Origin of the sequence: Sutcliffiella horikoshii (assembly GCF_044809035.1) — a bacterium.
In the GTDB taxonomy this organism is placed as follows: domain Bacteria; phylum Bacillota; class Bacilli; order Bacillales; family Bacillaceae_I; genus Sutcliffiella_A; species Sutcliffiella_A horikoshii_G.
In genome coordinates, this window is the sequence record NZ_CP085237.1 from 37,501 (window position 1) to 61,560 (window position 24,060).

Annotated in this window: 28 protein-coding genes; 27 read left to right on the forward strand and 1 reads right to left on the reverse strand. The window is 41.4% G+C overall.

Features of this window, described 5'->3' with window-relative positions:
• Positions 1 to 490: 490 nt before the first annotated feature.
• From LG307_RS00190 to rsmI, 10 genes are all read left to right on the forward strand, one after another.
• Positions 491 to 691, forward strand: a complete 201-nt coding sequence (locus LG307_RS00190; protein ID WP_404446752.1) for a sigma factor G inhibitor Gin — start codon at positions 491 to 493, stop codon at positions 689 to 691.
• 176 nt (positions 692 to 867) lie between these two features.
• Positions 868 to 2,310, forward strand: a complete 1,443-nt coding sequence (locus LG307_RS00195; protein ID WP_404446754.1) for an aminotransferase class I/II-fold pyridoxal phosphate-dependent enzyme — start codon at positions 868 to 870, stop codon at positions 2,308 to 2,310.
• Positions 2,311 to 2,325: 15 nt separating this feature from the next.
• A complete protein-coding gene (tmk, locus tag LG307_RS00200; RefSeq protein ID WP_404446757.1) occupies positions 2,326 to 2,964 on the forward strand; it encodes a dTMP kinase in 639 nt (212 codons plus the stop codon).
• A gap of 80 nt (positions 2,965 to 3,044) precedes the next feature.
• Positions 3,045 to 3,374, forward strand: a complete 330-nt coding sequence (locus tag LG307_RS00205; RefSeq protein ID WP_047972434.1) for a cyclic-di-AMP receptor — start codon at positions 3,045 to 3,047, stop codon at positions 3,372 to 3,374.
• Positions 3,375 to 3,449: 75 nt separating this feature from the next.
• A complete protein-coding gene (locus LG307_RS00210) occupies positions 3,450 to 3,890 on the forward strand; it encodes a YaaR family protein (RefSeq protein ID WP_404446760.1) in 441 nt (146 codons plus the stop codon).
• A gap of 18 nt (positions 3,891 to 3,908) precedes the next feature.
• Positions 3,909 to 4,901 carry a DNA polymerase III subunit delta' gene (gene holB, locus LG307_RS00215; protein WP_404446762.1) on the forward strand — a complete coding sequence of 331 codons (993 nt, stop codon included), beginning with the start codon at positions 3,909 to 3,911 and terminating at the stop codon, positions 4,899 to 4,901.
• Between the two features lies 1 nt (position 4,902).
• Positions 4,903 to 5,730 carry a stage 0 sporulation family protein gene (locus LG307_RS00220; RefSeq protein ID WP_404446765.1) on the forward strand — a complete coding sequence of 276 codons (828 nt, stop codon included), beginning with the start codon at positions 4,903 to 4,905 and terminating at the stop codon, positions 5,728 to 5,730.
• 12 nt (positions 5,731 to 5,742) lie between these two features.
• Entirely contained in the window at positions 5,743 to 6,102 is a 360-nt protein-coding gene (yabA, locus tag LG307_RS00225) for a DNA replication initiation control protein YabA (RefSeq protein WP_404446767.1), read from the forward strand.
• 297 nt (positions 6,103 to 6,399) lie between these two features.
• Complete coding sequence (locus LG307_RS00230) at positions 6,400 to 7,164, forward strand: tRNA1(Val) (adenine(37)-N6)-methyltransferase (RefSeq protein ID WP_404446769.1); 765 nt, start codon at positions 6,400 to 6,402, stop codon at positions 7,162 to 7,164.
• Between the two features lie 26 nt (positions 7,165 to 7,190).
• Positions 7,191 to 8,072, forward strand: a complete 882-nt coding sequence (gene rsmI / locus LG307_RS00235; RefSeq protein ID WP_404446772.1) for a 16S rRNA (cytidine(1402)-2'-O)-methyltransferase — start codon at positions 7,191 to 7,193, stop codon at positions 8,070 to 8,072.
• A gap of 56 nt (positions 8,073 to 8,128) precedes the next feature.
• Here rsmI and LG307_RS00240 read toward each other — a convergent pair whose 3' ends face one another.
• Positions 8,129 to 8,410: an AbrB/MazE/SpoVT family DNA-binding domain-containing protein gene (locus tag LG307_RS00240; RefSeq protein WP_404446774.1), complete on the reverse strand. Its 282-nt coding sequence runs from the start codon at positions 8,408 to 8,410 to the stop codon at positions 8,129 to 8,131.
• Positions 8,411 to 8,954: 544 nt separating this feature from the next.
• On the opposite strand from LG307_RS00240, the gene metG reads away from it, so the two are divergent.
• From metG to LG307_RS00325, 17 genes are all read left to right on the forward strand, one after another.
• Positions 8,955 to 10,946: a methionine--tRNA ligase gene (gene metG / locus LG307_RS00245; RefSeq protein ID WP_404446777.1), complete on the forward strand. Its 1,992-nt coding sequence runs from the start codon at positions 8,955 to 8,957 to the stop codon at positions 10,944 to 10,946.
• A 159-nt stretch (positions 10,947 to 11,105) separates the two neighbouring features.
• On the forward strand, positions 11,106 to 11,873 hold the full coding sequence (locus tag LG307_RS00250; protein WP_404446779.1) for a TatD family hydrolase: 768 nt from the start codon (positions 11,106 to 11,108) through the stop codon (positions 11,871 to 11,873).
• Between the two features lie 224 nt (positions 11,874 to 12,097).
• Entirely contained in the window at positions 12,098 to 13,312 is a 1,215-nt protein-coding gene (locus LG307_RS00255; protein WP_404446782.1) for a ubiquitin-like domain-containing protein, read from the forward strand.
• A 178-nt stretch (positions 13,313 to 13,490) separates the two neighbouring features.
• Entirely contained in the window at positions 13,491 to 14,045 is a 555-nt protein-coding gene (gene rnmV, locus LG307_RS00260; protein WP_404446784.1) for a ribonuclease M5, read from the forward strand.
• On the forward strand, positions 14,046 to 14,936 hold the full coding sequence (gene rsmA, locus LG307_RS00265; protein ID WP_404446787.1) for a 16S rRNA (adenine(1518)-N(6)/adenine(1519)-N(6))-dimethyltransferase RsmA: 891 nt from the start codon (positions 14,046 to 14,048) through the stop codon (positions 14,934 to 14,936).
• Positions 14,937 to 15,093: 157 nt separating this feature from the next.
• Positions 15,094 to 15,990 (forward strand): sporulation peptidase YabG, encoded by an 897-nt coding sequence (gene yabG, locus LG307_RS00270; RefSeq protein WP_404446790.1) that lies wholly within the window; start codon positions 15,094 to 15,096, stop codon positions 15,988 to 15,990.
• A gap of 264 nt (positions 15,991 to 16,254) precedes the next feature.
• The gene (veg, locus tag LG307_RS00275; protein ID WP_404446793.1) at positions 16,255 to 16,518 is read left to right on the forward strand and encodes a biofilm formation stimulator Veg; all 264 of its coding nucleotides are present in this window, start codon (positions 16,255 to 16,257) and stop codon (positions 16,516 to 16,518) included.
• 174 nt (positions 16,519 to 16,692) lie between these two features.
• Positions 16,693 to 16,878, forward strand: a complete 186-nt coding sequence (locus LG307_RS00280) for a small, acid-soluble spore protein, alpha/beta type (protein ID WP_404446795.1) — start codon at positions 16,693 to 16,695, stop codon at positions 16,876 to 16,878.
• A 158-nt stretch (positions 16,879 to 17,036) separates the two neighbouring features.
• Positions 17,037 to 17,909 carry a 4-(cytidine 5'-diphospho)-2-C-methyl-D-erythritol kinase gene (ispE, locus tag LG307_RS00285; protein ID WP_404450339.1) on the forward strand — a complete coding sequence of 291 codons (873 nt, stop codon included), beginning with the start codon at positions 17,037 to 17,039 and terminating at the stop codon, positions 17,907 to 17,909.
• 61 nt (positions 17,910 to 17,970) lie between these two features.
• Positions 17,971 to 18,813, forward strand: coding sequence for a pur operon repressor (gene purR / locus LG307_RS00290; protein WP_404446798.1), 843 nt, complete (start codon positions 17,971 to 17,973; stop codon positions 18,811 to 18,813).
• A gap of 15 nt (positions 18,814 to 18,828) precedes the next feature.
• Positions 18,829 to 19,203: a 2-iminobutanoate/2-iminopropanoate deaminase gene (ridA, locus tag LG307_RS00295; RefSeq protein WP_404446801.1), complete on the forward strand. Its 375-nt coding sequence runs from the start codon at positions 18,829 to 18,831 to the stop codon at positions 19,201 to 19,203.
• 127 nt (positions 19,204 to 19,330) lie between these two features.
• Complete coding sequence (gene spoVG, locus LG307_RS00300) at positions 19,331 to 19,621, forward strand: septation regulator SpoVG (RefSeq protein ID WP_010191385.1); 291 nt, start codon at positions 19,331 to 19,333, stop codon at positions 19,619 to 19,621.
• Positions 19,622 to 19,769: 148 nt separating this feature from the next.
• Entirely contained in the window at positions 19,770 to 21,140 is a 1,371-nt protein-coding gene (gene glmU / locus LG307_RS00305) for a bifunctional UDP-N-acetylglucosamine diphosphorylase/glucosamine-1-phosphate N-acetyltransferase GlmU (protein ID WP_404446804.1), read from the forward strand.
• A gap of 28 nt (positions 21,141 to 21,168) precedes the next feature.
• Entirely contained in the window at positions 21,169 to 22,119 is a 951-nt protein-coding gene (locus LG307_RS00310) for a ribose-phosphate diphosphokinase (protein WP_404446806.1), read from the forward strand.
• Between the two features lie 84 nt (positions 22,120 to 22,203).
• The gene (locus LG307_RS00315; RefSeq protein ID WP_404446809.1) at positions 22,204 to 22,848 is read left to right on the forward strand and encodes a 50S ribosomal protein L25/general stress protein Ctc; all 645 of its coding nucleotides are present in this window, start codon (positions 22,204 to 22,206) and stop codon (positions 22,846 to 22,848) included.
• Between the two features lie 175 nt (positions 22,849 to 23,023).
• A complete protein-coding gene (gene pth, locus LG307_RS00320; RefSeq protein ID WP_404450340.1) occupies positions 23,024 to 23,584 on the forward strand; it encodes an aminoacyl-tRNA hydrolase in 561 nt (186 codons plus the stop codon).
• A 134-nt stretch (positions 23,585 to 23,718) separates the two neighbouring features.
• The gene (locus LG307_RS00325; RefSeq protein ID WP_404446812.1) at positions 23,719 to 23,949 is read left to right on the forward strand and encodes an anti-sigma-F factor Fin family protein; all 231 of its coding nucleotides are present in this window, start codon (positions 23,719 to 23,721) and stop codon (positions 23,947 to 23,949) included.
• The last annotated feature ends 111 nt before the right edge of the window (positions 23,950 to 24,060 follow it).

Sequence of the window (24,060 nt, forward strand, 5' to 3'; positions counted from 1 at the left end):
GAACGGTGACAAAACAACGAAGAAAAAGGAAGTTCTGTCATCGTAGAGGTGGAACGGTGCCAAATCAGAGGAAAAAGCGAGAGGTCTGTCATCGTAGAGCGAGAACGGTGCCATTTCAGAGGAAAAGAAGCTAACTTTGTCACTGTTTCGCGTGCATATCAATGCGTGCAAGGGGAACCCCACCACCACCAGTTTGATGAAGACAATTCAAAGAGGATATTTTCGCTGTATATGTTTTCATACAGCTGATGAAGACACTTCCGCAACAATTTCTGCCTATAAAAATGTCTTCATCGCCTTCATTCTACCTAACGTCCCAAATCAACTACTAACCAACACCCTGCGCCCATCTTTTTTTATTCAAAGACAAACACAGACTAGTAGGCGCTACATACACTAGATGTAGGAGATTGGTAGGCTGTGATTTTACTAAAGTAGTATACAATTTTTAGATCTGGTTAGAATAGTGGATGGAGGTGGAGAAAGAGACATGAAGTCAGCCATTCATTCATCATTTGGGGAAACGTGTATTGTTTGTGAAGAACAGAAAGAAAAAGGAATCCATTTGTACACGTCGTTTATTTGTACGGAATGTGAGGGAACGATGCTTCAGACTGATGTGGAAGATCCGAACTATAAGTTTTATCTTCATCAATTGAGAAAGATCACTATTCCTAAGATTTACTCGTAGTGTCTATTTCCATTCATTTAAAAAGAGCCTTTAATTGCATAGTTTTCTATGATGAAAAGTCCTAAAATTAGGGCTTTTATTTTTTGCAGATTTACTTGAGCGGTGAGTGACTATATGTCTAAAGTTCTATCCGTTATAATAGGGGTAAGTGAAACGAATATGTAGAGGGTGTTCTAATGACAAATCAAAATAAAACACCTTTGTTTTCGGGATTAAGAAGTCATTGGGAAGGGGCACCATTGTCTGGGCATGTCCCAGGTCATAAGTTTGGAGCTGTCTTTCCTGAGGAAGCAAGGGATTATTTTAAAAATATATTGAAGTTGGATGCAACAGAGATAACAGGGTTGGATGATTTGCATGATCCGGATGGCATGATAGATGAGGCGCAGCGCTTGGCGAGTGATTTGTATGGTACGGATGAAACATTTTTTCTGGTGAATGGATCTACCGTGGGGAACTTGGCAATGATATTAGCCACATGTAAAAGAGGCAGCAGGGTGCTGGTTCAGAGAAATTGCCATAAGTCTGTGTTGAATGGATTGGAGCTCGCAGGTGCAGATCCTGTTTTTTTACCGTGTGAAGTGGATGAGAATATGGGGGTTGCTGTTTCTGTTGACTTATCCTATCTATACAAGGCACTGGAAACGATAGAAGGAATTAGTGCTGTCGTTTTGACCAACCCGAATTATTATGGCGTAGCGATGAATTTAGATACTGTCATTCAGGCTATACATAGTTATGACATTCCTGTATTAGTAGATGAAGCGCATGGTGCACATTTTCTATTAGGGGAACCTTTTCCGAAGTCGGCACTGTCTAGTGGTGCGGATGTGGTGGTACACTCTGCCCATAAGACCTTACCAGCAATGACAATGGGTTCATGGTTGCATGTTAAGGGAGATAGGGTGAGGAAGGAAAGAGTTTCTCATTTCCTTAAGATGTTACAGTCTAGCAGTCCATCGTATCCGATAATGGCTTCATTGGATATTGCTAGATACTATCTTGCAGCTTTATCACAAAAGGATATACAAGCTATCATGGAGGATATTAAAGATAGCCATCAGATGCTTGAAAAGGTAGAGGGAGTGGAGGTAGTTAACCTTCATGACAGTATGCTTTCTGTCGACCCATTAAAGCTCACGTTACGCTCCACCAACGGACACAGTGGCTTTGCACTATCGACTCTCCTGGAAAAGGAAGGTCTTTTTGTGGAGCTTGCAGACCCTAAGAATGTATTAATTATTTTACCACTTGCTGTTAATGAGAAAAAACATGATATGATAGAGAGAATAGTCCGGGCTGCGTCGAAGGGAAAAGAAGGGAGCATGGAATTGGAACAGGTAACACTACCTCCATTTCCAGCAGAAATAAGTGAACTTGCCATACCTTTCAGTGAACAAGCGGACTATCAACGGATAAAATGCCCGATAGAGGAAGCAGTTGGTGAAGTTGCTGCCGAAGCGATTGTGCCATATCCACCTGGGATCCCCCTTTTATTTAACGGGGAGAAGATTACAAGTTCCACGGTGGAATACATAAAGGCTCTCCAGCTTATCGGTGCAAGGTTTCAGGCTAGCGATGCGTTTAAAAGTAATTATATTTATATATATAAGAGATAAAGGAGTTACAGGATTGTGAAGGGATTATTTATTACATTTGAAGGACCTGAGGGCGCAGGGAAGACGTCTGTCATTCAAAAGTTGGCAGCTGAATTGACGCAACGGGAATATCCTGTCTTACTTACAAGGGAACCTGGAGGCATCAGAATAGCCGAGCAGATTCGAAATGTTATCTTGGATTGTAACAATACAGAAATGGATGCGAGAACAGAAGCATTGCTATATGCTGCTGCTCGCCGTCAGCACTTAGTCGAGCGAGTCATCCCTGCCTTAAAGGAAAATAAAATTGTCCTGTGTGATCGTTTTATCGACAGTTCTCTTGCCTATCAAGGGCATGCGAGGGGGATTGGTGTGGAGGATGTGCTTAGCATCAATGAGTTTGCGACAGAGAAAATGATGCCTGCACTCACTATCTATTTTGACATAGAGCCCGAAGCAGGACTTGAACGGATCGCTGCGAATAATAAACGAGAGATTAATCGTTTAGACCAAGAAGAACTAGACTTCCATTATAAAGTAAAAGAAGGATATGACATGGTAAAAGAAAAGTATGGGGAAAGAATAATGGTGGTGGATGCGTCCAAGGATTTTGAGTCCGTATGCAACCAAGTTAGAGAAATCTTACTCTCCTACATTTCCAAACATGGATTCTAATTTTAACTTAAAAATAAATTACCAAATACGAAATAATGAAGTAAAAGAAAATTAATGGTAAAATAAAGGAGGCGCTTTAAATGAAGATGATTATGGCAGTTATTCAGGATAAAGACAGTAATCGATTAATGAATGCTTTGGTCGAACATAATTTCCGTGCCACGAAACTTGCAAGTACAGGCGGCTTTTTGAAGTCTGGAAATACCACGTTTATGATTGGGACAGAAGATGTTCGAGTTCAAAAGGCATTAGATATCATTAAAGACAATTGCCAGCACCGACAACAGTTGGTTGCACCTGTATCCCCTATGGGCGGGAATGCGGATTCCTATGTTCCATACCCGGTAGAGGTGGAAGTGGGCGGCGCAACAGTCTTTGTTTTGCCTGTTGAGCATTTTCATCAATTCTAACGTTAAGCGGCTGAAAGGCTGCTTTTTTCAGATAAGTTCCATGAAATTAAGTTACCGGAAAGGGACATTTCAGTTATGAAAATTTCAACCGACCTTAGAACAAACATCGATAATGCAAGGATGGATATGAGAGGCGGCTCTGCTGCAACTACTGCCTTTGGGGAGGTCATGCAAAAGCACTCCAATAAATTGCATACCCAGCAATTGCAGTTGTTGATGAAGGATATAGAATTGGTCGGCGACCGCTTGGGGAACTCCCGCTCTTTTCAAGACTTGGCCAAGTATAAAACACTTGTGAAACGTTTTATGGAAGAGGCTGTTGAGTTTGGAATGGAGCTGAACCAGTCCCACCATTGGACAAATGATGGCCAATCCAGGCATCTGCAAGTGGTCAAGAAGGTGGACGAAGCGCTCCTCGGTTTAACTGAAAAGGTCATGAGCCAAGAAGAATCAAGAATAAACATATTAAGCAGTATTGGTGAGATCAAAGGGTTGCTCATCAATTTATATATGTAGGTTAGTGAGTGATAAACAGTGATTAAAAGTTGGTCAGATCTACAAAACCAGCCTACCGTTGCAAGAATCGTTACGAATAGCTTGGAGCGAGATAGAATTGCCCATGCTTATTTATTGGATGGAATGAAGGGCACCGGAAAAAAAGAGGTGAGCTATCTTTTTGCAAAAAGCTTGTTGTGTAAGGACTTGAACGGGGTTAATCCGTGTCAAAACTGCTCAAATTGTAAGCGGATAGATTCACGAAATCACCCCGATGTCCATGTCGTGGAACCGGATGGTAACTCCATAAAGAAGCAGCAAATTCAATTCTTGCAAGAGGAGTTCACGAAAACGGGCTTGGAGTCCAAGAGAAAAATATATATTATTGAGCATGCAGATAAGATGACAACAAATGCAGCCAATAGTTTATTGAAATTCTTGGAGGAACCGAACCAAGAAACGTTTGCTTTTTTATTGACGGAAAATGTGAATCAAATGTTAAATACCATCATTTCAAGGTGTCAGCCTCTTTCATTCCGAGCATTAACATCAGACGGACTGGTAGCAAAGCTTACAGCGGAAGAAATTCCACTGCCATTAGCCAAGTCAGCGGCATCCTTAACGAACAGTTTAGAGGAAGCGGTAGAATTATGTCGAGATGATTGGTTTGCGCTAGCTAGAAACTTAGTGATAAAATTGTATGAAGCAATATTTAATCGACCTCAGGCATCTTTGCTATTTATACAAGAAAAATGGATGCCCCATTTTTCCGATAGAAAGCAACTGGAGATAGGTTTAGATTTAATGCTATTCATTTATAAAGATATGCTGTATGCTCAGTTATCCAAAGAGGAGCAGCTGGTGTTTGTCGACGAGAAAGAGTTGATTCAGAAGTTGGCACTCCAGACGACTCAACAGAGAGTGACCGAGCAATTGTCCTATATATTACAGAGCAAATCTCGGTTGGCATCGAATGTGAATCCGCACCTTCTCATGGAACAATTAGCGTTAAACTTGCAGGAGGGATATTAGTTTGTATGAAGTAGTGGGAGTTCGTTTTAAAAAAGCAGGGAAAATATACTATTTTGACCCAAATGGGCTTGATATAAAAGATAATGAGTTTGTCATTGTCGAAACAGTAAGAGGCGTGGAGTTCGGAAAAGCTGTCATCGGTCAAAAGAAAGTCGACGATAATGATGTCGTGCTGCCGTTGAAAAAAGTACTCCGCATTGCTGATCAGAAAGATCGACTTATTGTAGAAGAAAATAAAAAGGCTGCAAATGAAGCGTTTGATGTGTGTTTTGGTAAAGTAAATGATCATGGGCTGGACATGAAGCTAGTCGATGTGGAATATACGTTTGATCGAAATAAAATCATCTTCTATTTCACTGCAGATGGACGTGTGGATTTCAGGGAACTTGTAAAAGATCTTGCTTCCATTTTCCGCACAAGAATCGAACTTAGACAAATTGGTGTTCGTGATGAAGCCAAACTTTTGGGTGGTATCGGCCCTTGTGGACGCATGCTTTGCTGTTCCACGTTCTTGGGAGACTTTGAACCGGTATCCATTAAAATGGCGAAGGATCAAAACCTGTCGTTGAATCCTTCCAAGATTTCCGGACTATGTGGTCGTCTAATGTGCTGTCTGAAGTATGAAAATGACGAATATGAGTCCGCCAAAGAGCAATTACCGGATTTGGATGAAGTAATAAAAACGCCAAATGGGGTAGGCCGTGTAGTAGGATTGAATATACTCGAACGCGTGCTTCAAGTGGAGTTGTCCGGGAAGGACCGAGTGGTCGAATTTTCTCTAGACGAATTACTTCAAGAGGGAGCCGTTTCAACGCAAGCCACAGATTAAGAGGTGGAAAACTTGGACAAGAAGGAAATATTTGATTCTGTCAGCAATATGGAAGAACAGATCGGACATTTATATAAACAGCTTGGAGATTTAAAAGAACACCTTGCCCTGATTATAGAAGAGAACAACAGTGTACTGGTGGAAAACAGTCACCTCCGCAAACGTCTAGAGCAGATGACGGCTGTGGAGGAAAAACCGGAACATAAGCGTAAGAAAAAGCAGCATGAGGCAAAGCAGACGGATGTGGGAGAAGGCTATGATAATTTGGCCAGGCTCTATCAGGAAGGGTTTCATATTTGTAACCTGAATTTCGGCAGTCCCCGCAAAGAAGGGGATTGTATGTTTTGTTTGTCTTTCCTTAATAAGAAGTAGAGAGTCGCTTCTCCGTAACGGGGTGGCGGCTTTTTGTTTGATTGTCTTAGTACGTTTGATTTCGTTTGATTTCCCGTTCCAGGCGCTTCGCTTGCCTGCGGGCGGTCCGTGAGGCTCTTCACTTCGCCTGAGGGGTCTCACCTGTCCCTTCCTCCCGCGGGCGTCTGCGCGCCTTCCACTCCAATCAATAGGAATTACATCTTACTTATGGGAAAGTAAAATCTTTATGGCTCTTATGTTTTTTGTGGGGATTGCGTTATAATAGGGAAAGATTATGGTACGAAAGGGTTTTGTTAGATGGTAGAGCTTGTAGGTGATGAGCGTCTGGATTATTTATTGGCGGAGAATTTACGGATTATCCAGAGTCCCTCTGTGTTTTCATTTTCATTGGATGCGGTCCTGTTGGCGCAATTTGTGTATGTTCCGATCCAAAAAGGAAACATAATGGATCTGTGCACAGGAAATGGCATCATTCCGCTATTATTGAGTAAACGTACAAAGGGAAACATTACAGGAGTAGAGATTCAGGAGCGGCTTGCCGGCATGGCCGAGCGAAGCATTTCTTATAACAATCTGGAGAATCAGCTTAAAGTCATTAACATGGACCTTAAAGAGCTGCCAGCATTGTTGGAAAACAAAAAGTTTGACGTGGTAACATGCAATCCTCCTTATTTTCCTTTAACAGATCAAGAAGAAAAAATAAACACTAATATTCATTATGCCATCGCAAGGCATGAAATAGAATGCACACTTGAAGATGTGGTACGGGTCAGCAGCCAGATTACCAAACAAGGCGGAAAGGTGGCGTTCGTCCATCGTCCAGGCAGACTGCTTGATATCGTCACCTTGATGAGGAAATACCGCATAGAACCTAAACGCCTTCAATTTGTTCATTCCAAACTAGGAAAACCCGCCAATACACTTCTAATAGAAGGAATTAAGGATGGAAATGCCGATTTGAAAATCCTCCCGCCTCTTTTAGTGTACAACGAAAACGGCGAATACACCCCAGAAGTGAGAGAAATGCTTTTTGGAAAAGAACAAAGTGGAGAAAAAATATAGTAGCCAAGAAAAAAGAGGGATACAATATGGACTTATGGCAACAAAACAGCTTTAATGAATCATACAACCAGGGCAGACTTTATCTCATCCCAACCCCCATCGGGAATCTAGAAGACATTACTTTCCGTTGCTTAAGGATGCTAAAAGAAGTCGACTATATCGCAGCAGAAGACACTCGAAACACCAAAAAACTATGTAACTATTTCGAGATAACCACACCTCTAATCAGTTACCACGAGCATAACAAAGAACAAAGCGGCAGGAAAATAATCGATCTTTTAAAAGAAGGCAAGGACATTGGACTTGTAAGCGATGCCGGCATGCCGTCCATCTCAGATCCTGGTTACGAGATAGTAGTGGAAGCACTCGAAGAAAAGCTGTATGTTGTTCCTTTGCCAGGAGCAAACGCAGCATTAACCGCACTAATTGCATCTGGGTTAGTCTCACAACCATTTTACTTTTATGGCTTTCTGGATCGTCAGAAGAAGGAAAAGAAAAAGGAACTGGAGCGGCTGAAAAAGTTCACCGATACATTTATTCTCTACGAATCTCCACATCGTTTGAAGGACACGCTCAGCTTGATGCATGACATTCTTGGGAACCGTTCCATCGTCGTAAGTCGTGAGCTTACGAAAAAATTCGAAGAGTTTACAAGAGGAAGCATTTCTGAAGTACTGGCTCTATATGAAGAGCAAGGGATCAAGGGTGAATGTTGCATTATAATAGAAGGAAGTAGTGAAGAAGCCGACGATGACACAGAATCTTGGTGGCAGGATCTCTCTATTTTAGAGCATGTCCAACAGGTGATGGAGGCAGAAGGCTGTTCTTCCAAAGAAGCCATTAAGCAAGTTTCCAAAGAGCGTAACTTACCAAAAAGAGACGTATATCAAGCATTTCATGTAGAGTAATTTGCATATATAAAAAAAAGAGGGTGCCGCAGCATCCTCTTTTCTGTGTCATATCATTATTTTGCTTGTAAGTTGTTTTGGATCTCTTCGATGATTTTTTCTGCACCTTCACGGCTTAAGATGATTTTTCCATCTGCAAGAGTAAGGTTGTTATCAGAAACTTCACCAGTAACTTGGCAAGTCATGTTTGGCTTGTATTTTTTCAAGATGATTTTTTCGTCATCTACATAAATCTCCAAAGCGTCTTTTTCAGCAATTCCTAATGTTCTGCGAAGCTCGATAGGAATAACCACGCGGCCTAACTCGTCAACTTTACGTACAATACCAGTAGATTTCATAAGAAAAATACCCCTCTCCAAAATAAAAGTTTATTTACTATTATTAATCTATCATTTTCGTCATTATTCGACAAATCTAACGTGCTTTCATCATAACAATATTTACAAAAACCGTCAAGAATTTTGTTTGAAAATATTTGTATTTCTTTAAATAAATGTATTCCAAAAGCGCAAAAATAGCTCTGTAATAAGGGTTTACTGGAATTTGTCGAAGGTTAACATTTACAATTACTTACTAATTTTCAATAGAATACTAACTTAATTATAATCATCATTCGACAAAATTCAACTAGTTTATTCGACAAATTTTTCGACAAATGTCGAATTTGTAGGAAACGCTCAATTACATGCAGTGGGAAAGAAAGAGGAGATAAAAAGTTTTTGCTCAATCCTTAACAATACGGGTGGAAACCATGTATAATAGTTATAAAAAATAGGTTATGATGTTGATATATATACGAAGTTGAAAAACGCTCATCGCTCTCGTCCATTGGGCGGGAGTTTTCTACTTTTATATATTTCGATTATAGGGAGGTAATTTTTGATGGTAGCCGATAAAAAAACTTTTTACATTACAACACCTATCTATTATCCAAGTGGTAATTTACATATTGGTCATGCATATACGACAGTGGCGGGAGACGCAATGGCCCGTTACAAACGTCTGAAAGGCTTTGATGTGATGTACTTAACCGGTACTGACGAGCACGGACAGAAGATTCAGCGAAAAGCGGAGGAAAAAGGCATCACTTCTCAAGCATACGTTGATGATATTGTGTCAGGTATCAAAGAGCTTTGGGAAAAACTAGATATTTCGTACGATGATTTCATCCGTACAACGGAAAGCCGCCATAAAGAAGTGGTAGAAAAGATCTTTAAACAGTTATTGGATCAAGGGGATATTTATCTGGATGAATATGAAGGATGGTATTCGGTTCCGGATGAAACATATTACAGAGAGCATCAGCTTGTCGATCCTATCCATGAAAATGGGAAAGTAGTTGGCGGAAAGAGTCCAGACAGCGGCCACCCTGTTGAATTGGTGAGAGAGCAGTCTTATTTCTTCCGCATGGGTAAATATGTGGACCGCCTGCTTCAATATTACGATGAAAATCCAGAGTTCATCCAACCAGAATCGAGAAAAAATGAAATGGTCAACAACTTCATTAAACCTGGTCTGGAAGACTTAGCTGTTTCTAGAACTTCATTCGACTGGGGCGTAAAGGTTCCGGGAGACCCAAAACATGTTATCTATGTTTGGATTGATGCATTGTCCAACTATATTACGGCACTTGGTTATGGCACAGATAATGATGAGAAGTATATGAAGTATTGGCCTGCAGATGTGCATCTTGTAGGGAAAGAAATTGTACGTTTTCACACCATTTACTGGCCAATCATGTTGATGGCATTGGACCTGCCGTTACCAAAGAAAGTTTTTGCACACGGCTGGCTTCTCATGAAAGATGGAAAGATGTCCAAGTCAAAAGGGAATGTGGTGGACCCTGTTACCTTGATTGACCGCTACGGCCTTGATGCCTTGAGATATTACCTGTTAAGAGAAGTTCCGTTTGGAGCAGATGGTGTCTTCACACCAGAAGGCTTCGTAGAAAGAGTAAACTTCGATCTAGCCAATGACCTTGGGAACCTGTTGAACAGAACGGTTGCCATGATCGATAAGTATTTTAACGGCGAAGTACCTGTTTACACCGGTATTGTAACAGAGTTTGACCAAACGTTAAGCGAGCTTTCCGTTAAGACTGTTCAACAGTATGAGAATGCCATGGAAAACATGGAATTCTCTGTGGCGTTATCTTCTATCTGGCAGCTTGTTAGCCGAACGAACAAATATATAGATGAAACGCAGCCATGGGTGTTAGCAAAAAATGAAGAGACAAAAAATCAGCTTGCATCTGCGATGGCACACCTTGCAGAATCACTGCGATTCATCGGGATTCTCTTAAAGCCATTCTTGACTAGAACGCCGGGGAAAATATTCGCTCAACTTGGAGTAAATGAATCCTTAACTACATGGGAGAGTTTATCCGCATTCGGACAGATTCTTGCAGGCACGAAGACAGTGAAAGCAGATCCTATTTTTCCTCGTCTTGATGTAAAAGAAGAGGTCGAGCATATTAAACAAATCATGCAGCCTTCTGCACCGGCAGAAAAAACGGAGGAAAAAGCGGTAGAAGAAGCACCGCCGGTATCCGAGGAGATCACGTTTGATGATTTCATGAAAATTGATTTGCGTGTAGCAGAAGTAACTCACTGTGAGCCCGTAAAAAAGGCCGACAAGCTATTAAAGCTTCAGTTAGATCTTGGGTATGAAAAGAGACAGGTAGTTTCTGGTATCGCAAAGCATTACAAACCGGAAGAGTTAGTAGGGAAGCGAGTTATTTGCGTAACGAACTTGAAACCTGTTAAACTTCGGGGAGAGTTATCGGAAGGGATGATTCTTGCAGGGGAAAAGGATGGAAAATTATCCTTGGCGTCTGTGGATGCGACCTTGCCGTTAGGTGCTAAAGTAAAATAATTAGTATTTGGATAAAATAATTTCAGGAAAAAAGAGGTGTTTCACGTGTAACAACGGGTTGCACCTCTTTGTTTCTTTTTTCAAATATTATTTGCTTATATTATTTTAAGAAAAGGATTTAATTCTCATTTCAACCAATATATTACGGGAGTGTTTTTCATGTTATTTGATACACATGTTCATTTGAATGCAGACCAATACGAGGAAGATTTACAAGAGGTAATTGATCGTGCCCAAGCAGAAAAGGTGACAAACATGGTGGTAGTGGGGTTTGACCGAAAAACGATCACCAGGGCGATGGAGCTTGTGGAAAAATACGATTTTCTTTATGCGGCAGTTGGTTGGCATCCAGTTGATGCGATAGATATGACAGAAGAGGACCTTGCTTGGATAGAAGATCTTGCTTCCCATGAAAAAGTAGTGGCAATCGGAGAGATGGGGCTTGACTATCATTGGGACAAATCTCCAAAAGAGGTGCAAAAAGAAGTGTTCCGAAAGCAAATCCAGCTGGCGAAAAAAGTGAAGCTTCCTATCGTCATTCATAACAGGGACGCAACAGCGGATGTGGTTCAAATTTTAAAAGAAGAAGATGCAAAAGAAGTGGGCGGAATCATGCATTGCTTCACGGGCAGCCTGGAAGTGGCCAAGGAATGCATGGAGATGAATTTTTATATTTCATTTGGCGGACCTGTGACATTCAAGAATGCGAAAAAGCCGAAAGAAGTAGTAAAAGAAATTCCAATGGATAAACTCCTCATCGAAACGGATTGCCCTTATTTGACGCCCCATCCATACAGGGGAAAAAGAAATGAGCCGGGGTATGTACGACTAGTTGCAGAACAAATTGCAGAGTTGAAAGAATTAACGATAGAGGAAGTAGCAGAAAAAACAACAGCAAATGCTAAGAAATTATTCGGCATAATATGACAAAGAAACTTGTCAAAAAAGGCGGATACTTGTCCATTTTGGGGGAAAACAAATAAGTTCTACCTCTCTACTTCTCCTCATAGGATAATCGTGTCGATAGTTTTCACTTCCCTTTTGTGAGAATTTTCTGCATAATAGACATTACGGTCGAGCCAATGGAACGGGTTGACAAGTTACATAACTGTCTATATAATCCATTCGAGGAGAAGGAGGCGTTTTTTTACATGTTACATAGCATGAAAAAACTGTTTTCTGGTAAGTTGAGCAGGACGAAACTGGCCATTACTATTACTAGTTTCATAGTCTTCTCAATCATACTTGGCTTTGGTGTCTTTCAAGGCACAAAGGCTGCTGTAACAGTGAATGTGGACGGTGAGGAAGTCACGGTGCGCACGCACGCAAAAACTGTAGCGGATATTTTAAAAGAGTTGGACATAAAAGTTCATCCTGAGGATAAATTGGAGCCTCCTGAAAATACCGTTGTCAGCGATTCCATGCAAATTGTCTGGGATCCTGCAAAAGAAGTGAAACTTGTCATCGGTGATAAGGAACACGCGATCTATACAACAGCAGAGACAGTAAAAGATTTCTTAGCAGAAAGAAAAATAGATATAAACAAGCACGATAAAGTTAGTCAAGATTTAAATACCCCCCTGAAAGACAATTTAATCATTGCCATCGAGAAGGCATTTGAAGTTACCTTGAATGTCGGGGGAGAAAAACAACAAGTATGGTCTACTTCGACTACGGTCGCTGACTTTTTAGAACAGCACGATATCACAGTAAATGATCTTGACCGAGTGGAGCCTAGTCTAGAAGAATTGGTAGCAAAGGATACTGTAGTTAATATTACTAGAGTTGAAAAGGTCACCGATGTAGTGGAAGAGCCTATTGAATTTGGTGTTGTAACTCAAAATGATAATTCCCTAGATAAGGGGAAAGAGCAAGTGGTCCAGCAAGGGGAAAATGGGACCGTTGCCAATCATTATGAAGTCATATTAGAGAACGGCAAAGAAGTATCACGTGAATTGGTGAAAACAGAAACGGTGAAGGAATCGTTAGATCGCATAGTTGCTGTAGGAACGAAAGCTCCGCCACCTCCACAACCTAAACCTCAACAGGTTGTGTCACGTAGCACAGAATCAAGCTCTAAAGAGTTTTATGTATCTTCTACGGCATATACAGCATTCTGTAATGGGTGTAGCGGTGTGACGAGTACGGGCATTAACTTACGAACAAATCCTGGAGCGAAAGTAATTGCAGTTGACCCTAGTGTCATTCCTTTAGGGACAAAAGTCTATGTGGAAGGCTACGGCTACGCTGTTGCCGGAGATACAGGCGGTGCCATAAAGGGCAACAAAATTGATGTTTTCTTCGCCGATAAAGATGCTGCATATCGTTGGGGAAGGAAAAAAGTAAAAATCAAGATTCTTGATTAGTCTTATGTGATAGTTAGTTCAAGCAGAGGTTTCTTCATGCCTCTGCTTTTTTCTGTTAAAATAAATATTAGTAATAGAAGACAAAATAAAGTAGAATACATACTATTGTTTGTAATTTGCAGTTCATTACATTAGACGTTTATCATAGACGAAAAGTTTCACTCTTTTGGAGGAAAAAATGAAAATAAAAGAAATTATTGTGGTGGAAGGAAAAGATGATACGGTTGCCATTAAGCGGGCAGTTGATGCTGATACAATCGAAACAGGCGGGTCGGCCATCAATGAGGAGATACTGAATCGTATTAGGCATGCCCAGGACACCAGGGGCGTCATTGTCTTCACAGATCCTGACTATCCTGGTGAAAAAATACGACATACCATCAGACAGGCTGTTCCCGGTTGTAAGCACGCCTTTTTGCCAAAAGAAAAGGCACGCGGCAAACACGGTAAAGGAATCGGTGTAGAACATGCCACCGTTAAAGATATACAACAAGCATTAGAAGGGTTGCATCAGGAATATGAACAGGATACAGAAGAAATTCCTTTTGAGGCACTTGTCTATTACGGTCTTGTAGCAGGTCCGGCAGCCAAAAGCAGGAGAGAGCGCTTAGGCATGGAACTAAACATTGGCTATACGAACGGTAAACAGCTTCAAAAGCGCTTGCAGATGTTCCATATCTCCTTAGAAAGATTAAAGCAAGCATTAAAGAAAATAGACCAGGAGGAGCAATAAATGCATAAAGATATTGCCACACCGAAAAGAACAAAGGAAATATTAGATAAGTACGGCTTCTCTTTTAAAAAGAGTTTGGGACAGAACTTCCTGATTGACACAAACATCCTGAGGAATATTGTGGAATATGGAGAAGTGTCAGAAAAAACTGCGGCAATCGAAATTGGCCCAGGAATCGGAGCGTTAACCGAACAAATCGCGAAACGGGCGGGAAAGGTTTTCGCTTTTGAAATCGATCAAAGGCTTCTGCCAATCTTAGAGGACACCCTATCGCCTTATGACAACATCACCGTTATCCATAAAGATATTCTGAAGGCAGATGTAACAGAACTGATTGGAGAAGAATTAAAGGCATATGAGGAAGTCCGAGTGATTGCCAACCTTCCTTACTACGTCACCACCCCTATCATCATGAAGCTATTGCAGGAGGGACTACCCCTTAAAAGCATTACTGTCATGTTGCAAAAAGAAGTGGCAGAGCGCATGGCTGCAAAGCCTGGTACCAAGGAATACGGGTCCCTTTCCATTGCAGTGCAATATTTTACTCAAGCGGAAACGGTGATGATTGTTCCGAAAACGGTTTTCGTGCCACAACCTAATGTGGACTCCGCTGTCATTCGTCTGCTAGTACGTGAAGAGCCGCCAGTGCGTGTGAAAGATGAGGACTTCTTCTTTGAAGTAGTACGCGCAAGCTTTGGACAGCGAAGAAAAACGATTTTAAATAACCTGACAAGCAACCTGCCGGACGGCAAGGCGAAAAAACAGGGAATAGAAGCGGCCCTTGCCAATTCATCTGTAGATCCGCAAAGACGCGGAGAAACCCTCTCCATTGAAGAGTTCGGTGTTTTAAGTGATGAATTGTTCCCGCTTTTTAAAACAGAAACGGCCTGATTATGGTCGTTTTTTTACGTTTAGGAATTGACTTCGGCCAAATGTGCCGCAAGCTGTTTTACACTAAGGAAAGTGCTCACACACCAAAAGGCCCCTGCATACTCTAGGTTAGATAGACCGTTGGGGTAAATGCCTTCTCCCAGTTGGAGGGAAAAAGATGATGCTGAAAATTGGAGACATTGTTGCGCGAAAGTCCTATAATTACGATCTATTATTTCGTGTGATGGATATACATGAGAATGAATTAAAACAGCGTGTTGTTTTATTATATGGGGAAGAAGTTAGACTTATGGCGGATGCCCCTTACGAAGACCTGAAAGTGGTGGATGGAAAGGAGCATATGACCAGGAAGCAAAGGGCGGAATCCAAGGTCAATAGATCTCTGCAGCTCCTTCAACAGGACTACCAGCTCATTCGGGAAAAGAACGAATACGAGGCAACAGGCGGGTATAGTACAGAGCAAAACTATTTCCAAGTGCCGGGAAAGGTCTTGCATTTGGATGGTGATCCACTTTATTTGAAAAAGTGCCTGGAGCTTTATGAAAGAATTGGCGTACCTGTGAATGGTGTGCATGTCAATGAAAAAGAAATGCCCTTGAAAATAACCGAATTGATGGAAAGATATCGACCGGATATCCTGGTCATAACCGGTCATGACGCTTACTCCAAGAGCAAGGGGAAGGTGTCAGAACTCAAAGCATATCGCCACTCGTGGCACTTTGTGCAAACAGTGAAAGAAGTCCGCCGCATCCAGCCGAACCTCGATCAGTTAGTCATTTTCGCAGGAGCGTGCCAGTCCCACTTCGAATCCTTAATTCAGGCAGGCGCAAACTTCGCAAGCTCTCCTTCTCGTGTGAATATCCATGCGCTCGATCCTGTTTATATTGTCGGAAGAATTTGTTTCACTCCTTTTATGGAACGCGTAAACGTCTGGGATTTATTGAAGAATACTTTAACAGGGGATAAGGGTTTGGGCGGTATTGAAACAAGAGGGGTGTTACGGACGGGAATGCCTTTTAGGCCTTATAAAGATGACGAAGATGAAGACTCTTAACGATGTATTATGTTAAGGGTTTTTTGTCGTATTTTCGCAAGTTTTTTTTATGTCGAATCCTTTACTGATAAGGATAAATAGCTAATTATAAAATTTATACATAATTATTCCGTTTAATGCGCATAGTAAATGTAGACATATGAAGATAATTGTAGACAAAAATATATTGACAGGTTGCTTTTCGGGTTGTTATAATTTTAAGTTTTATTTGATTTTTTATTAAAATTATGTTACACTAACTATAGTATAGTGAGGTGGAGTAAAATGGGAAAAACGTTAGTAGAAATCAAAAGGACGTTAGATTCTAATTTAGGTAAAAAGTTAACTCTTCGTGCTAACGGTGGTCGTAGAAAGACAATTGAGCGCATAGGGATATTAGCAGAAACTTATCCATCAGTATTTGTAATAGAACTAGATCAAGACGAAAATGCTTTTGAACGTGTATCCTACAGCTATGCAGATGTCCTCACAGAGACGGTACAACTTACATTTTTCGAAGAAGGAAATATGGCTATAAGTGGGCAGTAGACAAATTTGTTTGCTGCTTTTTATTTTGCCCAAAAACACCTTAGCCTGGCGCGGAAATCAACAGCGGGTTTAAAGAAAACCCTTAAAAATACATATATAACCGCTTATAAAAAGACAAAAGCCCTCCAATACTAATACTGTCGCGTTTAACGATCAAAGAGGAGGGCTTTTATCATGAGCAGAAGACGGAGTTTAATGTCTCATCAGCTTAAAGAAGAACTGGCAAAAGAGCTTGGTTTCTATGATGTCGTCCAAAGCGAAGGCTGGGGCGGAATCAAAGCCAAGGATGCCGGAAACATGGTAAAACGTGCCATAGAATTAGCAGAGCGACAACTTGTACAAAACAACAAAATTAAGTAAATGAAGAGCCGAAGTGAAAGCCACTTCGGTTTTTTGGCAACATAGAAAAGGACAGATCACTTTTGGAAACATAATATTTCCCATTCATGGAGATATTTCTGACAAGGAATATGGTACAATACATAGATAATTGGAGACGAATGAAGAAGGTGAAGAAAGTGAGACTGTTAGAAAAAGCACCAGCGAAAATAAACTTGTCGCTAGATGTGCTACATAAGCGTCCAGACGGATTTCATGAAGTGAAAATGATTATGACCACCATCGATTTAGCTGACCGTATTGAACTGTCAGAGCGAAAAGATGGTCAAATCACCATTCTATCTCATAATCGATATGTTCCGGACGACAATCGAAATTTGGCCTACCAAGCAGCAGCCCTGTTGAAAGAGCGGTTTAACGTTAAGCAAGGGGTATCCATTGGAATCACAAAGGTTATACCTGTTGCAGCAGGATTGGCTGGCGGAAGCAGTGATGCTGCTGCTACGTTACGCGGTTTGAACAGGCTTTGGAAACTAGGACTGACTCTGGATGAGCTGGCTGAGATTGGAGCGAAGATAGGTTCTGATGTCTCTTTCTGTGTGTACGGCGGGACTGCGCTGGCGACGGGAAGAGGGGAAATTGTCCAGCATATCCCTGCACCACCTCATAGTTGGATTGTTCTGGCGAAGCCTACCATTGGCGTATCAACAGCCGAGGTGTATAACAACCTTGATCTTAGCAAGGTGGAGCACCCGGATGTTGAAGGAATGCTTGCTGCCATCCATGAAAATGATTATGACAAGATGATCGGGCTTGTAGGCAACGTGCTGGAAAGTGTTACCTTAAAGCTTTATCCGGAAGTGGCGCACATCAAAGAACAGATGAAAAAATTCGGAGCAGATGCCGTATTGATGAGCGGCAGTGGGCCAACTGTATTTGGAATTGTTCAGTATGATTCAAGAATGCATCGCATCTGCAATGGACTGAGAGGGTTCTGCGATCAGGTGTTTGCCGTCAGAATTATTGGCGAGCGGAACAACCTGGAGCCTTGATTAAATCCGTATATTAATGTTATATTTACATTAGAATATTCGGATTTTAGGAGGAAAAAGCATGAAATTACGTCGAAGTGGTCGTCTTGTGGACATGACACATTATTTGCTGCAGCATCCACAAGGGTTAGTTCCGCTTTCCTTCTTTGCTGACCGCTACGGGTCTGCAAAGTCTTCCATCAGTGAAGATCTTGGAATCATCAAACAAACTTTCGAACAGCAAGGAATTGGTACGCTTATGACGGTACCTGGTGCTGCCGGCGGTGTCAGATACATCCCTTATGTAAGTCATGAAGAGGCATCCGCCTATCTAGAGGAACTGTGTGAGATGATTGCAAAGCCGGAAAGGTTACTGCCTGGCGGGTACCTGTATATGACCGATATCCTTGGCAACCCGAAAGTGTTAAACAAAGTTGGGAAAATGTTCGCAACAGCATTCAGTCACAAAAAAGTGGATGTTGTCATGACGATGGCGACTAAAGGAATTCCGCTTGCACATGCAGTGGCAAGCTTTTTGAATGTGCCAGTTGTCATTGTAAGACGTGACAGCAGAGTCACAGAAGGCTCTACAGTGAGCATTAATTATGTTTCAGGTTCATCCAAACGAATTCAAACGATGGTCCTGGCAAAAAGAAGTTTGGAAACGGGTTCTAACGTCTTGATTATTGATGACTTTATGAAGGCAGGCGGGACAGTCAGCGGAATGGTCAATCTATTAGCTGAGTTTCAGGCGAACGTTGCTGGCATCGGGATTCTAGTCGAGTCTGAAAACATTGAAGAACGCCTTGTCGATGACTATGTTTCCTTGGCTAAGCTGGAAAAGGTAAGTGAAAGAGACCGACATATAGAAGTGCAACAAGGCAACTATCTTCAGCATGTGAAAGAAAATATTACAATAAACTAAAGGATGTGTAAGTTCATGAAAGTTGTTCATACAGATGCCGCTCCAAAAGCGATAGGTCCATACTCCCAGGGGATCATCGTCAACAATCTTTTTTACAGTTCCGGACAAATCCCGTTACTGCCTAACGGTGAACTACTTGAAGGGGACGTGAAAGCTCAAACTCATCAAGTGTTTAAAAATCTGCAAGCAGTATTAGAAGAAGCGGGTGCTTCCTTTGAGACCGTAGTGAAAGCTACTGTTTTCATTAAAGATATGAATCAATTTGGAGAAATAAACGAAGTGTATGGAGAGTATTTCTCTTCCCACAAACCTGCAAGATCTTGTGTAGAGGTAGCTCGTTTACCGAAAGATGTTCTTGTAGAAATAGAGGTTATCGCTCTAGTAAAATAGAATCTGTTCTTTTTACACCAATTTGCCCAAAATTTTCAAAAAAAATTTGAAAATAAGAAGGAATTCTAGAAAATTTAGAGAATTTATAATACTAAGTTTTTTATTGGGACAAAAGGTGGTGAACAGAATGGAAGTAACTGACGTAAGATTACGCCGCGTAAATACCGATGGTCGCATGAGAGCTATTGCATCAATTACATTAGATCATGAATTCGTTGTTCATGACATCCGTGTAATCGATGGAAACAACGGCTTGTTCGTTGCGATGCCAAGTAAACGTACGCCGGATGGAGAATTCCGTGATATCGCGCACCCGATCAATTCCGGGACGCGAGGGAAAATCCAAGAAGCGGTTTTAGCAGAGTACCACCGCTTAGGCGAATTAGAAGTAGAATACGAAGAAGCAGGCGCTTCTTAATCAATAGAAGGTGAAACAGGCTGTTATGCGGCCTGTTTTTTCTTTTGCGTTTTTTTGACAAAAAAATGTACTTTCGTGTACTTCCTTGAAATGGGCCCCGTTTTAGGATATATTCGTAATGGATAATTAGGTGAAAATGGAGGCCGTTATGATAAATCGATATGCCGTAATATTAGCAGCTGGGCAAGGTACACGAATGAAATCTAAATTATATAAAGTGTTACACCCTGTTTGTGGCAAACCAATGGTACAACATGTGGTCGATCATGTTTCTGCCCTCAACTTCGAGAAGATTGTTACTGTAGTCGGGCATGGAGCGGAAACAGTAAAGAGCCATCTTGGAACAAAAAGCGAGTATGCCCTTCAGGCAGAACAGCTCGGAACGGCACATGCAGTCATGCAATCCGCACCAATGTTGCAAGATAAAAAAGGCGTAACACTGGTCATTTGTGGAGATACTCCACTTATCACACCGGAAACAATGCAAGAATTGCTTGATCTGCACGAAAATACGGGAGCAAAGGCTACCATCTTGACTGCTTATGCAGAAGATCCTACTGGGTATGGACGTATTATCCGTAACAGCGAAGGACATGTTGGGAAAATTGTCGAGCACAAGGACGCTAACGACGAAGAGCGTAAAGTGACAGAAATCAATACGGGTACTTACTGTTTTGACAACGAATCACTTTTTACAGCGCTAAACAACGTTTCTAATGACAATGTTCAAGGGGAGTATTACCTTCCGGATGTCATAGAAATTATAAAAGAACAAGGCGATATCGTTTCAGCCTACCAGACATTGGACTTTGATGAAACACTTGGAGTCAATGACAGAGTAGCTCTTTCTCAAGCCGAAAAAACCATGAAGAAAAGAATTAATAAAAAACATATGATCAATGGGGTTAGTATCATTGATCCAGATAATACGTATATTTCTGCAGATGCAGAGATTGGCAGAGATACTGTCATCAACCCGGGCACCGTCATCTTAGGCGCTTCTAAAATCGGGGAAGATTGCACCATCGGTCCAAGCTCTGAAATTAAAGACTGTGAAATCGGGGACCGTACAACCATACGTCAATCTGTGGCACATGACAGTGAAATTGGTAACGACGTAAATATTGGACCATTTGCTCATGTAAGACCAGATTCCAAGATTGGAAATGAAGTAAAACTCGGTAACTTTGTTGAAGTGAAAAAAGCGACATTTGGAAACGGAAGCAAGGCTTCTCATCTTAGCTATATTGGAGATGCGGAAGTAGGAGCGGATGTAAACCTCGGTTGCGGATCCATCACTGTCAACTATGATGGGAAAAAGAAATACTTAACCAAAATTGAAGATGGTGTGTTTGTAGGGTGTAACTCCAACTTGGTGGCACCTGTGACAATCGGCAAAAACGCTTATGTTGCAGCTGGATCCACCATCACAGAAGATGTACCTGGAGAAGCACTGTCCATCGCACGCGCTCGCCAAGTAAACAAAGAAAACTACGTAAACAAGCTTCACAATAAATAAATCAACCTAGCGGAGGGTTCAAGAAATCATGCCAAAGTATGCAGATTCTAATCTAAAGATTTTCACATTAAATTCCAATACAGCCTTAGCCGAAGAAATTGCACAACACGTAGGTGTTCCAATCGGAAAATGTTCTGTTGCCCGTTTCAGTGATGGAGAAGTACAAATCAACATCGAGGAAAGCATCCGTGGATGTGACGTGTATGTTATCCAATCTACAAGCGCACCAGTAAACGAACATATCATGGAGACACTTATCATGATCGATGCACTAAAACGTGCTTCTGCAAAAACAATTAACATTGTGATGCCTTACTACGGGTACGGAAGACAAGATCGTAAAGCGCGCGCGCGTGAACCAATCACGGCGAAACTAGTGGCAAACCTTTTAGAAACTGCTGGAGCAGACCGCGTTATTACGCTTGATCTGCATGCACCTCAAATTCAAGGATTCTTTGATATTCTAATTGATCATTTAATGGGTGTTCCTATCTTGGCAGAGTACTTTGAAAACAAAGGCCTAGAGGATCTTGTTATCGTATCACCGGACCACGGTGGTGTAACAAGAGCTAGGAAGCTTGCAGACCGCTTGAAAGCTCCGATTGCCATCATCGACAAGCGCAGACCTCGTCCGAATGTTGCAGAGGTTATGAACATTGTTGGTCATATTGAAGGAAGAACGGCAATCTTGATTGATGACATGATTGATACTGCAGGTACGATTACATTGGCGGCAAATGCCCTTATCGAAAATGGAGCAAAAGAAGTATATGCATGCTGTACACATCCAGTGTTATCAGGCCCAGCAATTGAACGTATCCAAAACTCTAAAATTAAAGAATTAGTAGTTACCAACACTATTTCTTTAGCAGAAGACAAGAAAATCGAAAAGATTACTCAACTATCTGTTGCAGAGCTTATTGCTGAAGCGATTATCCGTGTGCATGAAGAAAAATCCGTTAGTACTTTATTTGATTAATCGTAAGATACATGTTTAACCTTCTGTAAATAGGGGAAATTGTATGAGAGACAAGTATTTTATTTTCCCAGGAAGGTGATAAGAATGTCAGTATTACATGCAAATGAACGTACAGAATTCAAAGGATCTTCAAAAACCCAAATCCGTGAGGAAGGATTAATTCCAGCGGTTGTTTACGGGAATGATACAGAAAATAAATCTATTACTGTCAATAGTAAAGAATTTATTAAAACGATTCGTGAAACAGGACGAAACGGCATCATTTCACTTGAAATTGGTTCAGATAAGCGCAAAGTAATGCTTTACGATTATCAAATTAACCCACTGAAAAGTCTGGAATTCGTTCACCTAGATTTCCGTGTAGTTGATTTTAAATCCGAGATTGATGTAGATGTCACCGTTCATGTTACTGGTGACGCAAAAGGTGTGAAGGATGGTGGAGTCCTGCAACAGGTTCTCCATGAAGTATCTGTCAAAACACTTCCTAACAACGTACCGGAATCGATTAATGTCGATGTAACGGAACTGGACGTGAATGAGACTATCACAATCGGTGACTTGAATACAGAAGGTAAATATAGCTTCAATCATGAAGATGATGAAGTGGTTGCTTCCATCTTACCTCCGCGACAAGAAGAGGAAATCGATCCTGGTGAAGAGCAGGAACCTGGTGAGCCTGAACTTGTAGAAGGCAGAGAGAACAAGGAAAGCACAAAGGAGGAGGCGTAACCTTTAAGGTTACGTCTTTTCTCTTGTTTTCCCATCTTCAACCCCTTCCCATTTCCTTTTCGCCACGTGTTCAAGTAAAATGAAAGATAGCGAATAGGTTTTGTGGGAGGTATCCATGAAGAAATTTTTGCAATCCTTATTTGGTAAAGAGCAAGAGGTTTCAGGAGGAAAAATAATGAAAGTATTTGTGGGACTGGGAAATCCAGGCCGTCAATATGAAGAAACAAGACATAACATAGGCTTTATGGTAATAGATGAGTTAGCTGATAAATGGAACATCCCGCTGACGCAGTCCAAATTTAAAGGGATATTTGGACAAGGCACAGTCAACGGTGAAAAAGTACTATTGGTGAAGCCTCTAACATATATGAATTTATCGGGGGAATGTGTTCGCCCGCTATTGGACTTTTATAAGCTAGATGTAGAGGATTTGGTGGTAATCTATGATGACTTAGACTTGCCTGCAGGAAAACTGCGTCTTCGCCAAAAAGGCAGTGCTGGGGGGCATAACGGTATCAAGTCTTTGATACAGCACCTGGGGACCCAAAACTTTAACCGTATCCGTATGGGCATTGATCGCCCGATAAATGGACCTTCCATCTCCGATTATGTACTTGGAAAGTTCCATGCTGAAGAGCGTCCGGCAATTGATGACAGCGTAAAGAAAGCAGCAGAAGCATGTGAAGAAAGCTTGTCAAAAGAATTTCTTCAAGTAATGAACACTTTTAATCAGTAATAGAATGGTAAGGTAGCCCTTACCGCAGTCTGCTCAATCCCAATCCCACCTTGTATAACAATGTTTCCCACTGTTTATACTATTGGTAAAAGAGGCCATTTCTTAAGGCCTTGCAGAAAATCGGAGGGATAAGGATGGCTATCCATTATCAATGCAGACATTGCGGCTATAAGGTCGGCACCATTGAAGCCAAATCGGTATTTTCAGAAGAACTGGGATTTCATCAACTGTCGGATACAGAACGACATGAAATGATAGCATATCAACAAAATGGTGATGTACATGTTAAAACAATTTGTGAGGATTGCCAGGAGGCCCTTGATCGGAATCCTGACTGGCATGAACAAGAACGGTTCATACAATAGAGCAGATAAATTAGCTTTGGTGAGACACCAAAGCCTTTTTGCGTCTGAGAAGCTTCGAGATAAACAAGAAGAAAATGCACCAACAATATTAGAGAGGGGAGGGTGTTTGTT

What these genes read in the sequence shown, in the direction of transcription:
- rnmV (WP_404446784.1), top strand. Translation starts at nt 13,491, where the DNA reads ATGAAAATAAAAGAAATTATTGTGGTGGAAGGAAAAGATGATACGGTT.
- metG (WP_404446777.1), top strand. Translation starts at nt 8,955, where the DNA reads ATGGTAGCCGATAAAAAAACTTTTTACATTACAACACCTATCTATTAT.
- LG307_RS00240 (WP_404446774.1), bottom strand. Translation starts at nt 8,410, where the DNA reads ATGAAATCTACTGGTATTGTACGTAAAGTTGACGAGTTAGGCCGCGTG.
- LG307_RS00230 (WP_404446769.1), top strand. Translation starts at nt 6,400, where the DNA reads ATGGTAGAGCTTGTAGGTGATGAGCGTCTGGATTATTTATTGGCGGAG.
- yabG (WP_404446790.1), top strand. Translation starts at nt 15,094, where the DNA reads ATGATGCTGAAAATTGGAGACATTGTTGCGCGAAAGTCCTATAATTAC.
- LG307_RS00195 (WP_404446754.1), top strand. Translation starts at nt 868, where the DNA reads ATGACAAATCAAAATAAAACACCTTTGTTTTCGGGATTAAGAAGTCAT.
- pth (WP_404450340.1), top strand. Translation starts at nt 23,024, where the DNA reads ATGAAAGTATTTGTGGGACTGGGAAATCCAGGCCGTCAATATGAAGAA.
- LG307_RS00255 (WP_404446782.1), top strand. Translation starts at nt 12,098, where the DNA reads ATGTTACATAGCATGAAAAAACTGTTTTCTGGTAAGTTGAGCAGGACG.
- rsmA (WP_404446787.1), top strand. Translation starts at nt 14,046, where the DNA reads ATGCATAAAGATATTGCCACACCGAAAAGAACAAAGGAAATATTAGAT.
- LG307_RS00205 (WP_047972434.1), top strand. Translation starts at nt 3,045, where the DNA reads ATGAAGATGATTATGGCAGTTATTCAGGATAAAGACAGTAATCGATTA.
- ridA (WP_404446801.1), top strand. Translation starts at nt 18,829, where the DNA reads ATGAAAGTTGTTCATACAGATGCCGCTCCAAAAGCGATAGGTCCATAC.
- LG307_RS00190 (WP_404446752.1), top strand. Translation starts at nt 491, where the DNA reads ATGAAGTCAGCCATTCATTCATCATTTGGGGAAACGTGTATTGTTTGT.
- LG307_RS00210 (WP_404446760.1), top strand. Translation starts at nt 3,450, where the DNA reads ATGAAAATTTCAACCGACCTTAGAACAAACATCGATAATGCAAGGATG.
- purR (WP_404446798.1), top strand. Translation starts at nt 17,971, where the DNA reads ATGAAATTACGTCGAAGTGGTCGTCTTGTGGACATGACACATTATTTG.
- veg (WP_404446793.1), top strand. Translation starts at nt 16,255, where the DNA reads ATGGGAAAAACGTTAGTAGAAATCAAAAGGACGTTAGATTCTAATTTA.
- spoVG (WP_010191385.1), top strand. Translation starts at nt 19,331, where the DNA reads ATGGAAGTAACTGACGTAAGATTACGCCGCGTAAATACCGATGGTCGC.
- rsmI (WP_404446772.1), top strand. Translation starts at nt 7,191, where the DNA reads ATGGACTTATGGCAACAAAACAGCTTTAATGAATCATACAACCAGGGC.
- LG307_RS00250 (WP_404446779.1), top strand. Translation starts at nt 11,106, where the DNA reads ATGTTATTTGATACACATGTTCATTTGAATGCAGACCAATACGAGGAA.
- LG307_RS00325 (WP_404446812.1), top strand. Translation starts at nt 23,719, where the DNA reads ATGGCTATCCATTATCAATGCAGACATTGCGGCTATAAGGTCGGCACC.
- LG307_RS00280 (WP_404446795.1), top strand. Translation starts at nt 16,693, where the DNA reads ATGAGCAGAAGACGGAGTTTAATGTCTCATCAGCTTAAAGAAGAACTG.
- glmU (WP_404446804.1), top strand. Translation starts at nt 19,770, where the DNA reads ATGATAAATCGATATGCCGTAATATTAGCAGCTGGGCAAGGTACACGA.
- LG307_RS00310 (WP_404446806.1), top strand. Translation starts at nt 21,169, where the DNA reads ATGCCAAAGTATGCAGATTCTAATCTAAAGATTTTCACATTAAATTCC.
- LG307_RS00315 (WP_404446809.1), top strand. Translation starts at nt 22,204, where the DNA reads ATGTCAGTATTACATGCAAATGAACGTACAGAATTCAAAGGATCTTCA.